Source organism: Actinocrispum sp. NPDC049592 (assembly GCF_040675465.1).
In the GTDB taxonomy this organism is placed as follows: Bacteria; Actinomycetota; Actinomycetes; order Mycobacteriales; family Pseudonocardiaceae; genus Kibdelosporangium.
Genome location: NZ_JBFAPA010000003.1, coordinates 177217 through 192782 on the forward strand (window position 1 = coordinate 177217; position 15566 = coordinate 192782).

13 protein-coding genes and 1 pseudogene are annotated in these 15566 nt (G+C 69.3%); 6 read left to right on the forward strand and 8 right to left on the reverse strand.

Annotation, left to right across the window (positions count from 1 at the left end; translation table 11 throughout):
- Window positions 1-46: 46 nt before the first annotated feature.
- Both AB0J95_RS10870 and AB0J95_RS10875 read right to left on the reverse strand, forming a co-directional pair.
- Window positions 47-2050 carry an ATP-dependent DNA helicase gene (locus AB0J95_RS10870; RefSeq protein WP_364756167.1) on the reverse strand — a complete coding sequence of 668 codons (2004 nt, stop codon included), beginning with the start codon at window positions 2048-2050 and terminating at the stop codon, window positions 47-49.
- Between the two features lie 27 nt (window positions 2051-2077).
- A complete protein-coding gene (locus AB0J95_RS10875; protein WP_364755491.1) occupies window positions 2078-2950 on the reverse strand; it encodes a LysR substrate-binding domain-containing protein in 873 nt (290 codons plus the stop codon).
- A gap of 116 nt (window positions 2951-3066) precedes the next feature.
- On the opposite strand from AB0J95_RS10875, the pseudogene AB0J95_RS10880 reads away from it, so the two are divergent.
- Window positions 3067-3864: pseudogene (locus AB0J95_RS10880) on the forward strand (DMT family transporter); the annotation flags it as partial.
- A 54-nt stretch (window positions 3865-3918) separates the two neighbouring features.
- Here AB0J95_RS10880 and AB0J95_RS10885 read toward each other — a convergent pair.
- Window positions 3919-4506, reverse strand: coding sequence for a biotin transporter BioY (locus tag AB0J95_RS10885; protein ID WP_364755494.1), 588 nt, complete (start codon window positions 4504-4506; stop codon window positions 3919-3921).
- A 149-nt stretch (window positions 4507-4655) separates the two neighbouring features.
- Between AB0J95_RS10885 and AB0J95_RS10890 the strand changes: the two genes are divergently transcribed.
- Window positions 4656-5303 carry a choice-of-anchor P family protein gene (locus AB0J95_RS10890; protein WP_364755497.1) on the forward strand — a complete coding sequence of 216 codons (648 nt, stop codon included), beginning with the start codon at window positions 4656-4658 and terminating at the stop codon, window positions 5301-5303.
- Window positions 5304-5476: 173 nt separating this feature from the next.
- On the forward strand, window positions 5477-6376 hold the full coding sequence (locus AB0J95_RS10895; protein ID WP_364755500.1) for a DUF559 domain-containing protein: 900 nt from the start codon (window positions 5477-5479) through the stop codon (window positions 6374-6376).
- A gap of 74 nt (window positions 6377-6450) precedes the next feature.
- Here AB0J95_RS10895 and AB0J95_RS10900 read toward each other — a convergent pair whose 3' ends face one another.
- The 4 genes from AB0J95_RS10900 to AB0J95_RS10915 form a co-directional block, all read right to left on the reverse strand.
- Window positions 6451-7251: a peptidyl-tRNA hydrolase gene (locus tag AB0J95_RS10900; protein WP_364755503.1), complete on the reverse strand. Its 801-nt coding sequence runs from the start codon at window positions 7249-7251 to the stop codon at window positions 6451-6453.
- A complete protein-coding gene (gene serB, locus AB0J95_RS10905; RefSeq protein ID WP_364755506.1) occupies window positions 7248-8474 on the reverse strand; it encodes a phosphoserine phosphatase SerB in 1227 nt (408 codons plus the stop codon). The genes AB0J95_RS10900 and serB overlap by 4 nt, the downstream gene beginning before the upstream one ends.
- 92 nt (window positions 8475-8566) lie before the next feature.
- Entirely contained in the window at window positions 8567-10312 is a 1746-nt protein-coding gene (ctaD, locus tag AB0J95_RS10910) for a cytochrome c oxidase subunit I (protein WP_364755509.1), read from the reverse strand.
- A gap of 125 nt (window positions 10313-10437) precedes the next feature.
- A complete protein-coding gene (locus AB0J95_RS10915) occupies window positions 10438-11664 on the reverse strand; it encodes an aldehyde dehydrogenase family protein (RefSeq protein ID WP_364755512.1) in 1227 nt (408 codons plus the stop codon).
- Window positions 11665-11730: 66 nt separating this feature from the next.
- Here AB0J95_RS10915 and AB0J95_RS10920 point away from each other — a divergent pair, with 66 nt between their 5' ends.
- Window positions 11731-13092, forward strand: coding sequence for an amidase (locus AB0J95_RS10920; RefSeq protein WP_364755514.1), 1362 nt, complete (start codon window positions 11731-11733; stop codon window positions 13090-13092).
- Here AB0J95_RS10920 and AB0J95_RS10925 read toward each other — a convergent pair.
- Window positions 13089-13958 (reverse strand): LysR family transcriptional regulator, encoded by an 870-nt coding sequence (locus AB0J95_RS10925; protein WP_364755517.1) that lies wholly within the window; start codon window positions 13956-13958, stop codon window positions 13089-13091. The genes AB0J95_RS10920 and AB0J95_RS10925 overlap by 4 nt on opposite strands.
- A gap of 79 nt (window positions 13959-14037) precedes the next feature.
- Here AB0J95_RS10925 and AB0J95_RS10930 point away from each other — a divergent pair, with 79 nt between their 5' ends.
- Both AB0J95_RS10930 and AB0J95_RS10935 read left to right on the forward strand, forming a co-directional pair.
- Window positions 14038-14919, forward strand: coding sequence for an EamA family transporter (locus AB0J95_RS10930; RefSeq protein WP_364755520.1), 882 nt, complete (start codon window positions 14038-14040; stop codon window positions 14917-14919).
- Window positions 14916-15527 carry an NAD(P)H-binding protein gene (locus AB0J95_RS10935; protein ID WP_364755523.1) on the forward strand — a complete coding sequence of 204 codons (612 nt, stop codon included), beginning with the start codon at window positions 14916-14918 and terminating at the stop codon, window positions 15525-15527. The genes AB0J95_RS10930 and AB0J95_RS10935 overlap by 4 nt, the downstream gene beginning before the upstream one ends.
- The last annotated feature ends 39 nt before the right edge of the window (window positions 15528-15566 follow it).

The following is a 15566-nucleotide window of genomic DNA, read 5'->3' on the forward strand; positions in this document are numbered from 1 at the left end:
CGTCTTGCCCTCCACAGGGAGGTACGGACGGCACGGGGACTCCGGTTCATTTATTTAGCCTGGCCAAAGCACCACGTACGACACCAGGGTCGTAAGTGGTCCAGAACGGCGGCAGCGACGCGCGCAGGAAGCCACCATACCGGGCAGTAACCAACCGCGAGTCAAGTATGGCCACGACACCCCGATCGTCATTCGAACGGAGCAGGCGACCGGCACCCTGAGCGAGCAAAAGCGCAGCGTGCGTCGCTGCGACGGTCAGGAAACCGTTTCCGCCGCGGGACTCGATGGCGCGCTGACGGGCCGACGCGAGCGGGTCATCGGGCCGCGGGAACGGGATCCTGTCTACAACAACCAGCTGCAGCGACGGCCCTGGCACGTCCACGCCCTGCCACAGCGACAGCGTTCCGAAAAGACAGGTTGCTTCGTCCTCAGCGAACTTACTGACCAGTAGCGATGTCGAGTCCTCCCCCTGGCAGAGGATCGGGTGCTCGATCCGGTCCCGCAGCGCCTCGGTCGCCTGCTTGGCCGCGCGCATCGACGAGAACAGGCCCAGCGTGCGCCCGCCGGCCGCGTTGATCAGACCCTCCAGCTCGTCCAGGAACGCCGGGGTGAGCCCGTCGCGGCCGGGCGGCGGCAGGTGCCGGGCGACGTAGAGGATCCCGCTCTTCTCGTGGCTGAACGGCGACCCGACGTCGATGCCGTCCCAGCTCGGCACGTCGTCGTCGGCGGGCGGCGCGATGTCGGTCGCGGTCCCGGCGGCCTTCTGCGCGGGCGCGGCCTCGACCGGCAGGCCCCACTGCCGGGCCAGCGCGTCGAACGAGCCACCCAGGGTCAGGGTCGCCGAGGTCAGGATGGTCGTGCACTCCGCGAACAGCCGTTCCCGCAGCAACCCGGCCACGCCAAGGGGCGCGACGCGCAGAACGGGCGGCCGCGGGTTGCCGTTGATCACGTCGGCGCTCAGCCAGACCACGTCCCGGTCCTGGTGGTCGAACGCCTCCAGCATGCGCACCGAAGTGTCGTGGATCTCCTCCAGCAGCGCCAGCGCCTGCCGCCGCGCGGTCGTCGAGTCGACGTCCTTGGTGGAACGGTCCGGCCCGAGCGCGGTGATGCAGGTGTGCGCCGCGTCCCGGGTCACCTTGAGCACGGCCTCCAGCGGCCGCGGCAGCTGGTCCAGGCGGCCCTGCGGCAGGTCGTCGAAGATCTCCCGGATGCCCTCCGCGGCCTCCTCCAGCCGGTCCACGATGTCCTCGGCGAGCTGGCGCCCGCAGCGCTTCACCGCCGCGGACACCATTCCGCCGGTCAGCTCCGAGGTGGCGACCGAGGTGACCCGGTCGACCAGTTCGTGCGCCTCGTCGATGATCACCACATCGTGCTCGGGCAGCACCTGGTAGCCCTGCAACGCGTCGATGGCCAGCAGGGCGTGGTTGGTGACCACGATGTCCGCGCGGCCGGCCTCGGCACGGGCGAGCTCGGCGTAGCAGTCGGTGCCGAACGGGCACTTGTCCTTGCCGAGGCACTCCTTAGCGGTGACCGAGACCTGCCGCCAGGCCTGGTCCGGCACACCCGGGTTGAGCTCGTCGCGGTCACCCGTCTCGGTCTCCGAGGACCACTCGAAGAGGCGTTTGACGTTGCGCCCCAACGCGGACACCGCGAACGGGTCGAACAGCATGTCGTCGTCGGGCTCGTCCGGCGCGCCGGTGTCCAGCCGGTGCAGGCACAGGTAGTTGCGGCGGCCCTTCAGGATCGCGAACGTGGGCTCCCGGCCGAGCGCGCCCTTGAGCGACTTGGCCAGCCGGGGCAGGTCGCGGTCGACGAGCTGGCGCTGCAGCGCGATGGTCGCGGTGGACACCACGACGCACTTGCCCTTCTCGACCGCGTGCCGAACCGCGGGAACGAGGTACGCCAACGACTTCCCGGTCCCCGTGCCGGCCTGCACGGCCAGGTGCGAGCCGGTCCGGATGGCCTTCTGCACCGCCTCGGCCATGGTGAGCTGGCCAGGCCGTTCGGTGCCGCCGACCGACTCGACAGCGGTCGCCAGGAGTTCCTTCATCGGAGGCAGTTCGGGCACCGCCTGAACCTACCCGGCCGCACTGTCAGTCTTGAGACCATCCACCAGTGCGGTCACCGCGGGGTGCCATGTACCGGTATCCGGCCCGGTCAGCACCAGGCGGCGCTTTCCGTGCTGGCGCAACGGAACCAGCACCAGCCGGTGGTCGATCGACCCGGCCATCAGACCCGGCACCACAGACACGCCGACACCGGCCCGGACCATCGCGATCAGCGTGCCGTTCTCCCGGACCCGGTGCGTGGGCCGCACCTGGTGCCCGGCCTGCCGGTAGATGTCCCGGATGAACCGCTCGCAGCCGCCGTCGGACATCAGGAACGGGTCGTCGTCCAGGTCGGTGACGTCGATGATCTCCTGGCCCGCCAGCGGATGGTCGCGCCGGACCAACGCGTAGAAGGCGTCCGCGCCTATCTCCACGCCGTCGTTGTGCCGCTCCGGGTTGACCAGCACGGCCAGGTCGATCGTGCGCTCGGCCAGCCACTCCTTGATCTCGCCGTCCTCGCCCTCGAACACGCGCACCTTGACCGCCGGGAACTCCGAACGCCACCGGGCCAGCAGGTCCGGCAACAGTCCTTGGCAGACGGTCGCCGGCGCGGCCAGCCGGATCGTGCCGCTCGGCTTGTCGGCGTGTTCCGCGGCCAGATCGGTGATGGCCGAGGCCGCCGCGACCGCGGCACGGGCGTGGTCGAGCATGCGGCTGCCGAGAGTGGTCAGCTGCGGCTGTTTGGCGCGATGCAGGACCGGGCCGCCCACGGCCTTCTCCAGTGCGGCGACCGCGTGGGAGACGGCGGACTGGCTGATGCCGAGGGCAGGAGCGGCCGCGCCGAACCCGCCTTCGTCGACCACGGCGAGGAAGGCCCGCAGCTGAGGCAGGTTGATCGTCATGAGCAACTCTCATGGTCATTCGTGAGCCACTTGTTGGACTCATTATGCCTCAGCGGGTCAGCCTGACGTCCGAAAGCCGCCGGACCGGGCGGCCAGGGTCCGGAAAGGTCAGGGCAATGAACCAGCGTTGGGTGCCGTCGTTCCTGCTGTTGTCCACGATCTGGGGATCGACGTTCCTGCTCATCAAGATCGCCGTGACCGCGGGGGTTCCGCCGCTGTGGGTCGCGCTTTCGCGGTGCGTGTTCGGTGCGTTGGCCTTGTGGGTGATGGTTCTGGTGAGCCGCGAACGGATGCCACGGTCCCGCGCGGTGTGGGGGCACACGTTCGTGGTGGCGTTGCTGTTGAACAGCATTCCGTTCCCGTTGTTCGCGTTCGGCGAGACGCGGATCAGCTCGGTGCTCGCGGGTGTGTGGAACGGGACCGTGCCGCTGGCCACGTTGGCCTTCGTGCTGATGATCCTGCCGTCCGAGCGACCTTCGGCGCGACGGCTGGGTGGGATGGCCGTCGGGTTCGTCGGCGTGCTGGTCGTGCTCGGGATGTGGAACGGGATCGACGCGGGCCCGTTTGCCGGCACTTTGGCCTGTCTGGGCGCGACCACCTGCTACGGCGCCTCGTTCGTCTACACACGGCGGTTCCTCACCAAGCGGCCCGAGTCGGCAACGGTCATGGCCACGGCTCAGGTGACGTGGGGTGTGGTGCAGCTTGGGCTGGTGACGCCGTTCTTCGGTGGCCCTGTGGCGTGGCCGGGCTGGGGCACGGTCGCCGCTTTGGTCACGCTGGGTGCGTTGGGAACTGGGCTGGCGTACCGGTTGAACTTCACGGTCATCCGGCAGGCGGGGTCGACGGTGGCGTCGACCGTCACCTACGTCACGCCGGTGTTCTCAACGCTGCTCGGCGCGGTGTTCCTGGCCGAACCGGTCGGCTGGAACACCGCGGCCGGAGCAGTGCTGATCATCGGCGGGGTGGTGCTATCGCGCGGCTCGGTTCGCCAGCGCCCAAGCACCCGGCAGCAGGCCGGCCGCGAGCAGGATCTTGATGCCGTCGCCGAGCAGGAACGGCAGTACGCCACGGTCCAGAGCGGTGCCGAGGTCCATGCCGGTGGCGGCCATCAGCCACGGCACGCCGATCGCGTAGATCACTAGGTTGCCCAGCACCATGGTGGCGATCGTGCGCAACGGCGTGCGGTCGCCACCGCGGGCGGCCAGCAGGCCGACGAGCGTCGCCGCGACCGCGAACCCGACCAGGTAACCGCCGGTCACGCCGAGCCACCCGGACTTGCCATCCTGGAACCACGGCACGCCGGCCATCCCGGCGACCAGGTACAGCAGCATCGACGCGGCACCACGCCGCCAGCCCAGCCCGGCGCCGACGAGCAGTGCGCCGAACGTCTGGCCGGTGATCGGCACCGGGCTGCCCGGCACCGGCACGACCACCTGCGCGGCCAGGCCGGTGAGCACGGCTCCGCCGACGACCAGTGCGGCGTCCCGGACCAGCGCGCCGGGCACCAGGTCGGCGAGCACGGCCGGACGAGAAACGGGGACAACGGACACGGTCAAACCTCCCAGAGGATCATCCTGCGTCTGCAGGCTAGTGCGGCCGCACTAGTGATGACCTGTGGTAATCGCGACAGTTCCGGGGTCGCTGAATGGTGTGGTTCCGCGCTCGCGGGGTCGTCCGTGACACCGTTTCCGCTGATCATGGGGTTATGAAGAGGCGGATCGCTGTTGTGCTGGTGGCTGCCGTCCTGCTGACCCAGGCGGCGCCCGCGCTCGCGGCCACCGGGAGCGGAACAGCCCTGGTCGGCTCGGTGGACGTGACCATCCACGGCAAGAAACGGATCGTGCAGCCCCCGGTCGCCCAGTGCCTGACCAACGGCGGCAACATCCAGAACGCCAGCAAACGCATCCGCCTCAAGGGCGTGGCGGAGTACGGCGACGGCAACACCAAGTGCACCGCCGACCCGTCCAACGGCAGGATCACGGTGGAGGCCACCGGGCAGAAGTTCGAGCTGAACGCGTTGCCGGAGTTCGGCGGGCCCAGGATCCGGATCAGCAACTTCCTGGCCACCTGCGCCACCACCGTGAGCGGGGCGGTGGCGCGCATGCAGTTCTCAGGCCTGGTGGGCATGGAAGCCCCGCAGGACCTCCCGCCGAACTACACCGTCGTCGTCCCCGGCGACCACAAGGGCGACCCACCCCTCGCCAAGATCATCCTCAACGAGATCCTCGTCCCCAGCCCCCCGGACGGCAGCATCACCCTCAACCTCATGCACGTGATCTTCGCCCCCACCGGCCAAGGCCCCATCACCGGCGAACTAGTAGTAGGCAGCGTCTACTGCACCCCCCTCGTCTAACCCCCACCCACCCCATCCCCCACCCCACCCCGACCCCCACCCCCGCGTGTCCCACATTCGCGGAGGCCGTGTCCCACATTCGCCGCCCCCGAAATCCCCGTGCACTCCGGAGTTGTCCACAGGTCAGTCGAGGGTGCTGGCGTCGGAGAGTCCGGGCGCAGCACCGTGGACCCATGTCCAACATCGAAACCGGCATGCACGGCGCACACCTCATCCAGGACCTGGCCCGTTCTCGTGGCGAGAGTCAGCTGAAGTCGGACCTGGCCGAACGGCACCTGATCCATTTCTCGAGATCCGTTGTCGTCGAACGAGATAGGTCGGCCGACCTGCTCACGCGAGCCGCTGCAAGCATCCTCACCACCGGCCCGACCGCGGTACTGACCAGCCACACCGCAGTTCGCCTGCACGGATGTGAAGCCGCTGACCAGGCACCGGTGCACGTCGTAGTCCCTTACCGGCGCAAGGTGCGGTCCAAGCCCGACATGATCGTCCACCACAGTGCATGGTCAGTGCGTGATGTGGTGAGCGTGCACGGTCTGCCTGTGCTCGCCTTGGAGCACGCGCTCGCCGAAATGCTCTGCCGTGCGCGTTCGTCGACTGCGTTCGCCTGTCTGGAACAGGCTCTGGCGATGCGTCCGGCCGACAGTCGCCGCGCCTTCGTCGGACTGGTCGCGGATTGTGTGTTGAGCCGGGCCGACCGGCGTGGTTCTCGCAGGGCGGCGTCTCTGCTGGAACTGGCCACCGGCCTGACTGAGTCCCCCGCGGAAAGTTGGGTGCTGTTGATGCTCGCGGACGCCGGACTGCCACCGCCAGTGCCGCAGTACCCCATCGTTGGTATCGACGGCACCGTTCGGTATCGGCTCGATTTCGCCTGGCCCGACTTGCGAATCGCGCTGGAGTACGACGGTTACGCGGCACATGAAGGCCGCGAGGGCCGAGATTCGTCGCGGGACCTGGACCTGATGAAGCGGGGGTGGATCGTGCTGAGGGCCACATCAGCGGATCTGAAGGATCCCAACCGGCTGATCGATTCCGTCCGGACGGCGTTTCGCCAACGCGCGGTCGCGGCGTAGGGAGATTTCATATGCGGCGAATGTGGGACACGGCATCCGCGAGTGTGGGACACGCGGGGGGGTGGGGTGGGGGGTTAGGGGGGCCATTGGGCTAGGACGGTGACTGTGCCGGGGGCGATTTCGGTGAAGCCTGCGTCTCGGACGGCGATGACGCGGCGTTCGTCCCAGGCCTTGGCGGGGTCGGTGCCGGGGTGGAGGGCTTTCCATTGGGCTTGGGTGGGGGTGCGGACGGCGCAGCGGTAGGTGGTTTCGGCCCAGGACTTCAGGGTGGTGTCGTCCAGGAGGGCGGCCAGGAGCATGCTCGCGTGGCCGACTTGGGCTGCGGCTTTGCCTGCGGTGAGTTCGACGTTGGGGTTGAGCCACAGGACGGGGATTCCCTCGGGGAGTGGACCGGGGTCGTCGTGCGGGAGGTCGCTGCCGGAGATCTGCAGGCGGCTGATTTCCTTGGGCGTCTCGGTGACCAGGCCGGGAACGAGAGCACGGACCGAGGCGCCGCCGAGGACTGAGACGTCACCAAGGGCGGTGGAGGTGCCGTTGGCGGTGACTGTTACGCCGGGGAAGCTTTGGGCGGCTTGCCAGTGGGCGCCGCGGGCTCGGCGGGAGACTTTGCGGATGTGGCCGTTGATCCAGGCGGTCACCGCGGAGTGCCATTCGCCGTCCGGGGCGGTGGCGCGGGGGTCGAGGCAGACGGCGAGGGCGGCTGAGGCGGCGGCTTCGAGCAACGCCGTCCGGCCGGGCACCGGGTCACGCTCGATCCGCAGGATCACCGGCATCGCCCGGACCAGCGCCGGGTCGGTCTCGACCTGGTTGGTCTGTTCGGCGGGGAGGGCGAGCCAGGAGGCGTACCGGGCGGCGAGCGGCGCGAGGATGCTCATATCCGGGCAGCGTCCATGCCGTCGGCCGCGTCCGCGGCCTCGACCTCCGCACGGGTCACGCCGAGCACGAACAACACCACGTCGAGGTACGGGTGCGACAACGCGGTGTCGGCGACCTCGCGGAGGGCGGGTTTGGCGTTGAAGGCGACGCCGAGGCCGGCCGCGGAGAGCATGTCGATGTCATTGGCGCCATCGCCGACGGCGACGGTCTGGGCCGGCGACACCTCGTACATCGCGGCGAACCGGCGCAGCGCGGCGGCCTTGCCGGGGCGGTCGACGACCTCGCCGGTGACCCGCCCGGTGAGCCTGCCGTCGACGATCTCCAGCTCGTTGGCCGCGCAGAAGTCCAGCCCCAGCTCGTCCACCAGGCCCTGGATGACCTGCGTGAACCCGCCCGACACGACCCCGCAGCGGAAGCCCATCCGCTTCAACGTCCGGATCGTGGTCCGCGCACCGGGGGTCAGCTCGAGGTCGGCGGCGACCTCGTCGATCACCGAAGCGGGCAGCCCCTCCAGCAACGCCACCCGGCGGTGCAGCGACTCGGTGAAGTCGATCGACCCGGCCATCGCGGCGTCGGTGATCTCCCGCACCTTGTCCTCGTGCCCCGCCTTGGCCGCGAGCATCTCGATGACCTCGCCCTGGATCAGGGTCGAGTCCACGTCGAACACGATCAGCCGCTTGGACCGCCGGGTCAGGCCCTCCCGCTCGACCGCCACGTCCAAGCCCACTCGCGAAGCCACCTCGACCAGGGCGTTGCGCAAGGCGCTGTCCGCCTCGGGGGTGTCATCCGGCACGGAAACGTGCAGCTCAAGGCCGGTCACCGGGTAGTCGGCGACTCGGCGGATGGCGTCGATGTTCACCCCGAGGGCGGCCATCCGGCGGGCCACCTCGGTGAACGACCGCGCGCTGACCGGCCGCCCCAGCACGACCACGGCGTGCGTCGAGCCGACGCGGGCGGGGGTCAGCGGGTCGGCGCCGACCTCGACCTCGACCTGCATCGAGACGCTGGCCATGGCCTGTTCGACGGTCTCCTGCAGGCCCTCCGCGTCCTTGTCGGTGCCGACGAGCACCCCCAGGACGAGCTGGCCGCGGATCACCACCTGTTCGACGTCGAGCACGTCGACGCCGTGGCGGGTGAGCACTGCGAACAGCACGGACGACACGCCCGGCTTGTCCGGGCCGCTGACGGTGATGAGGACTGGCGTGCTGGTCGGGCCGGGCAAGGGGGTCCCCTCCTCGGTCTGGACATGCGTATACCGCCGATCCCACACCATCGTGGGACCGGCGGCAGATCGACGCCTATGAAACTAGCCGGTTACTTGTCGCCGTCGTCGGTGATCTCGTTCACCTCGGGCTTCTCGATGACCGAGACGCTGCTGTGGCCGTGGCCGGCGAACGCCTCGTCGCGGAACCGCTGGACCATGTGCGGGTAGTGCAGCTCGAACGCCGGGCGCTCGGAGCGGATCCGCGGCAGCTCCTTGAAGTTGTGCCGCGGTGGCGGGGACGTGGTCGCCCACTCGAGCGAGTTGCCGTAGCCCCACGGGTCGTCCGCGTCGGCGATCTGGCCGTAGCGGTAGCTCTTGAACACGTTCCAGATGAACGGCAGCGTGGAGGCGCCGAGGATGTACGCGCCGATCGTGGAGATCGTGTTCAGCGTGGTGAACCCGTCGGACGCCAGGTAGTCGGCGTACCGGCGCGGCATGCCCTCGTTGCCCAGCCAGTGCTGGACCAGGAAGGTGCCGTGGAACCCGATGAACGTGGTCCAGAAGTGCAGCTTGCCCAGGGGTTCGTCCATGAACCGCCCGGTGATCTTCGGGAACCAGAAGTAGATGCCGGCGAAGGTGGCGAACACGATCGTGCCGTAGAGCACGTAGTGGAAGTGCGCCACCACGAAGTAGGTGTCCGACACGTGGAAGTCGATGGCGGGCGCCGCCAGGAGAATCCCGGTCAGGCCGCCGAACAGGAACGTGACCAGGAAGCCGATCGAGAACATCATCGGCGTCTCGAAGGTCAGCTGGCCCTTCCACATGGTCAGGATCCAGTTGAAGAACTTCACGCCGGTGGGCACCGCGATCAGGAAGGTCATGAACGAGAAGAACGGCAGCAGCACGGCGCCGGTCGCGTACATGTGGTGCGCCCAGACGGCCACCGACAGGGCGGCGATCGACAGGGTCGCGTAGACCAGCGGCTTGTAGCCGAACAGCGGCTTGCGGCTGAACACCGGGATGATCTCGGAGATGATCCCGAAGAACGGCAGCGCGACGATATAGACCTCTGGATGGCCGAAGAACCAGAACAGGTGTTGCCAGAGGATCACCCCGCCTGACGCGGGATCGAAGACGTGCGCGCCTATATGCCTGTCCGCTAGGAGGCCGAACAGGGCGGCCGTCAGGATCGGGAAGGCGATCAGCACGAGGATCGCGGTGATGAGGATGTTCCAGGTGAAGATCGGCATCCGGAACATGGTCATGCCCGGGCCGCGCAGGCAGATCACCGTGGTGATCATGTTGACCGCGCCGAGGATGGTGCCGAGACCGGAGACGATCAGACCGGAGATCCACAGGTCGGCGCCCACCCCTGGGGAGTGGATCTTGTCCGACAGCGGGGTGTAGGCGAACCAGCCGAAGTCGGCGGCGCCACCCGGCGTGAGGAACCCGGACAGCACGATGATGCCGCCGAACAGGTACAGCCAGTACGAGAACGCGTTCAGCCGCGGGAACGCCACGTCCGGCGAGCCGATCTGCAGCGGCAGCACGAAGTTCGCGAACCCGAACAGGATCGGCGTCGCGTACAGCAGCAGCATGATCGTGCCGTGCATGGTGAACAGCTGGTTGTACTGCTCCTGCGAGAGGAACTGCTGTCCCGGCACGGCCAGCTCGGTGCGGATCAGCATCGCCATCGCGCCGCCCACCATGAAGAAGGCGAACGCGGTGACCAGGTACATGATGCCGATCTGCTTGTGGTCCGTAGTGCGGAACAGCCGCAGGAGGTACGAACCCTTGACCGTCTCACGCGCCGGGAACGGCCGCGTCGCGATCGGCTTGGGGGCTACCGCCGTCACTGTCGTGCCTCCAGAGGTGTTGCAAACATTCTCGGACCGTCCGGTAGACGGCCCCTGGATACTATCCCCCGCTACATATGCGGGCACCAGAGGGCAGCCAACCGTATCGATGCTGGTCAGACCGCCTACGCGGGCACCACCGCGTACTGGCGCAGGCAAAGGTCGGTGTAAGTCACAGGTCCGCGCGGGCCGGGCACTTTGTCGATGTTTATGCCGGTCTCGGGCACGGCGAGCAGTTTGAACCCGTCCAGCAGGCGGGTCGTGGCGTTCCAGAACACGCCGGTGCCGGTGTAGGCGTCCATGAACGCGTCCGCGACCGCCTTGTCCTCGGTCACGATGCCCGCGGCCAGGCCGGATGTCTTCTCGTTGGCGACCTGCGCGGCCTGCACGGCGTCGTCGACCGGTGAGATGGTGACGGTCGCCTCATTCGCCGGGTCCAGCGCCCACTCGTAGCCGATGGGGTGCTCGTGCGGCGGCATCGACAGTTTGATGCCCAGCTCGGAGAGGGTCTCCTGGATCTTCGGCAGGACCTCGCCGTAGATCGACGAGTCGATCAGCAGCAGGTTGAGCCGGTTGCACACGCCCAGCCGGTCGAGGCTGCTCGCGACCAGGCCGATGGCCTTGTCCAGGTCCGCGGCGCCGTCGATGTACAGCACTCCCCCGCCGTCGGCGTGCGCGAGCGTCCGCACCCCGTGCTTGGCGGCCTCCAGACCCAGCTCACGGGTGCTCTCACCGCTGCCCCGCAGGATCACCAGCGGCACCAGATCCGGGAACCGGACCAGCGCGGCCGCGGCCTCCCGCTCCGGGCTGGGGACCAGCTGGATCACCGCCGGGTCGATGCCCGCGTCGGTCAGCGCGGGCGCGATCACCAAACGGACCAGGGCCTTCGCCGACTGCAGCGCGGCCGAGCCGGTACGCAGCACGCCCGCGTTGCGGGACTTGATCAGCTGGGAGGCGATGTCCACGGTGACGTTCGGCCGGGCCTCGTAGTTCGCGCCGATCACGCCCACCGGGCGGCGGCGTTCGACCAGCCTGAGGCCGTCCGGCAGGTCCCGGACCGGCGTCTCGCGCGGCTCCTGCGGGACCCCGGCGAGCAGCAGCAACGCGTCCGCCATGGCGGTCAGGCGCTCGGGCGTGATCCGCAGCCGGTCGATCAGGCCGCTGCTCATGCCCTCCTCGAGGGCCACGTACACGTCGCCGTTGTTCACGTCGAGCAGCTTGTCCGCGTTCGCCCGCAGCCGCTCGGCCATTCCGGCCAGCGCCGCGTCGATGGCCTCGTCGGTCGCCGCGGCCAGTGACGGAGCCGCCTGCTTCGCCGCTCGCGCGCAGGCCTCGACAACCTCGTCAACCACCGGTATCTCCTCTCCAGCGAGATGACTAGTCTGCCGCACGAGGCGAAACGGTTTCGGGGAGGTGCGGTGACGGAGTTCGCGGGCCTGCAGCGGACGGCGGAGCTGGTCGCGGCCGGGGAAGCGAGCTCGGTCGAGGTGGTCACCGAGGCGCTCGACCGGATCGAGAAGGCGCAGCCGACGCTGAACGCGTTCCGGCGGATCCGGCGCGAGGCCGCGCTGGCCGAGGCCGCCGAGGCGGACGCCCGGCTGGCGGCCGGTGAGAAAGCCCCGCTCCTGGGGGTACCGATCGCGGTCAAGGACGACACGGACGTCACGGGCGAGCCCACGGCGTTCGGCTGTGCGGGTGATTTCCCGTTGAAGACCGCCGACAGCGGCCTGGTCCGGCGGCTGCGCGAGGCCGGTGCGGTGATCGTCGGCAAGACGAACACCCCGGAGTTCGGGCAGTGGCCGTTCACCGAGGGGCACGCGTTCGGCGCCACCCGCAACCCGTGGGATCTCGGCTACACCCCCGGTGGATCTTCCGGCGGCTCGGCCGCTGCCGTTGCCGCTGGTCTCGTGCCTGCCGCGACTGGGTCCGACGGGCTCGGGTCGATCCGGATCCCGTGCGCGTGGACGGGGCTTGTGGGGATCAAGACAACGCGTGGGCTTGTCGACACGCACCCGCAACCCGAGGCCTGGCACGGCTTGGCGGTGAACGGACCGCTCGCTCGGACGGTCGGTGACGCGGCCCTCTTGCTGGACGTCATCGCCGGAACGGGGACGAAAATGCGCTCGGCCGTGGGACGGACTCCCGGGCGGCTGCGGATCGCGCTCGCCCTGCGGGTGCCGTTCACGATGGTCCCGGCCCGGCTGGACCCGGAGATCCGCTCCGCGGTGGTCCGGCTCGGGCGGGTGCTCGCGCGGCTCGGTCACGACGTGACGCTGGCCAGTCCCAGCTACGGGATCGTCGGCGCGGGTGTGTTCGCCCGGTCGATGGGCGGGCTGCGCGACGCGGCGGTGAACGTGCCCGACCTGCGCCTGCTGGACAAGCGCACCCAGGGCAACCGGCGGATGGGCGTGGTGTTCGGGCCGCTGCTGAAGCTGTCGATGCTGCACGAGAAGTTCGAACGCAAGCGGCTCGGCCGGTTCTTCGACGACTTCGACGTGATCCTCGCGCCGACCACAGCCACGCCGCCGACGCCGATCGGCCACTACGACGGCCTGTCCAACTTCGCCACCACCCGCACCATGACCGCCGCGTGCCCCTACGCCTGGCCGTGGAACATCCTCGGCCTGCCCGGCATCAACGTGCCCGCCGGGCTGACCGCGTCCGGCCTGCCGATCGGCGCGCAACTCGTCAGCACCGAGCACAGCGAGCCGCTGCTGATCTCGTTGGCGCAGCAGTTGGAGACCGAGGAGCGCTGGCAGGAGCGGACTCCCAGCCTTTAGGCGTTCACGATCTCGAGGAACGCCGTGGCCGCGGGCGTGCGGGTGGCCTGGCTCCAGATGACGTACTCGACGCGGCTCGGCGCGTCGGTGACCTCGATGGTGACGACGCCGCTGAGCTGAGGCGCGTAGGTCGACGCGAGCATGGCGACGCCGAGGCCCTGGTTGACCAGGCGGGCCAGCAGGGAGTCCGCGTTGGTCACCTCGAAGGCGACTTCGCGGGTCAGCCCGGCCGCCGCGAAGGCCTGGTCGGACTGGATCCGCCCGGCGGTCCCGGCCGGGAAGTCCACGAACACCTCCTCCGCGAGCCGCCGCAGGTCGACGACCTCGGCACCGGCCAGGGGATGGTCCGGCGCGACCAACGCCACCAGCCGGTCGCGGACGAGCTCGCGGGCAGCAACCCCTTGCGGCTGCTGGGAAGTCGGCAGGCCCAGGAAGGCCACGTCGAGCGAGCCTTGGCGGACCTGTTCGGTGAGTTCTCCGCTCGCACCCACCTTCAGGTTGACCCGAACGTGTGGGTACCGCTGACGGAACTCACGCAACGCCGCCGGGATGTCGACCGCCGCCACGGTGGGGATCAGGCCGACCGCGAGCCGGCCGCGGATCTCGCCGACCGCGGCGGCGACCTCGGCGGCCGCACGTTCGGCGGCGTCCAGGCATTGCCGCGCGGCGGGCAGGAAGGCCGCGCCCGCGTGGGTCAGCTGGACGCGGCGGCTGGTGCGGTCGAACAGCCGTGCGCCCAGCTCCCGTTCCAGGCGCGCGATCTGGTGGCTGAGCGCGGACTGGACGACCAGGCAGCGTTCGGCGGCCCGGGTGAAGCTGTTCGTCTCGGCGACGGCGATGACGTAGCGCAGCTGCTGAAGCTCCATTGATCTATCTTGAATCGAGATCGATGGCGTGACAAACATGTGTTGGACTCATCGATCCATACGAGCTGAAATCAAAAGCATGAAAAGCCCGGCAATCACGCTCCTCACGGCGATCGCGCCGGCCTCATGGGGCACCACCTACATCGTCACCACCGAACTCCTGCCGCCCGGACATCCCCTGTTCGCCGCGCTGCTGCGTGCATTGCCCGCAGGCCTGATCGCGCTGGCGATCTCCCGGGTCCTGCCGCGGGGCGCGTGGTGGTGGAAGGCCGCGGTGCTCGGCGTGCTGAACATCGGCCTGCTCAACGCTTTGGTGTTCACCGCCGCCGAACGACTCCCCGGTGGAGTCGCCGCCACTATGGGCGCCGCCCAGCCGTTGTTCGTCGCCCTGCTGGCCATGGCCGTTCTCCGCGAAAGCCCCTCCGCCTGGCGACTGGCCTGGGGTGTGGCCGGCGTGCTGGGCGTCGGCCTGGTCGTGCTCGGCCCGGCGGCGAAGCTCGACTTCGTCGGTGTCCTGGCCGGGCTCGGCAGTACTGCCTCGATGGGAGTCGGGCTGACGCTCACCAAACGCTGGGGGCGTCCCGCCGGGGTGAGTCCGACCGGGTTCGCCGGGTGGCAACTCACTGCGGGCGGCCTGTTCCTGCTGCCGGTCACCTTCCTGTGCGAGGGCCAGCCACCCGCGATCAGCGCCACCTCGGCCGTCGGCTACCTGTGGCTGGGACTCGTCGGCGGGCTGATCGCGTACATCGTGTGGTTCCGCGGCATCACCACCCTGCCGGTCACCTCGGTCGCGGTCCTGGTTCTGTTGTCCCCGTTGGTCGCCGCCATCCTCGGCGCGGTCGTGCTCGGTCAGACCCTCGGCCCGGTCCAGCTCGCCGGCTTCGGCCTCGCCCTCGCCTCCATCGTCGCCGCACAACTCCCCGAACCCCAGATCCGCGTGCTGGAAAGGACAGCCCGATGAAGATCGCAGTCGTGGGCGCGAGCGGCATGGTCGGCTCGCGTGTGGTCCAGGAAGCCGTGAACCGCGGACACACCGTCGTCGCGGTCTTCCGCAAGGCGCCGGACTCGCTGCCCGGAGTGACCACAGTGGAGGGTGACGCGAACGACCCAGGCCACATGGCAAGCCTGTTGGCCGACGCCGACGCGATTGTCGGCGCGACCCGTCCCGCTCCTGGCCAGGAACACACTGTCGTCGCAACCACCACAGCACTCCTCGACGCGGCCGCGTCCACGCGCATCCTCGTTGTCGGGGGCGCCGGTCCCTTGCGGGCCAACGGCAGGCTTGTCATGGACAGCCCCGAATACGTTCCCGCGGAATGGCGGACCTTCGCCGAAGCCAGCGCCGACCAACTCGAAGCCTGCAGGGCGCACTCCGCTGACTGGGTCTACCTCAGCCCGCCGGCGATTCTGGAACCGGGCACCCGCACCGGCAAGTACCGCCGCGGCACGACCACCCTGCTCACCACCGCCGACGGCCAGTCCCGGATCTCGGCCGAAGACCTCGCCGTCGCGATCGTCGACGAGTTGGAGAACCCGGGCGAGCACCGGCACTTCACCGTGGCCGACTAGAGGACAACGCCCCCGCAACGGATGGTGGCGGCCCGGGAG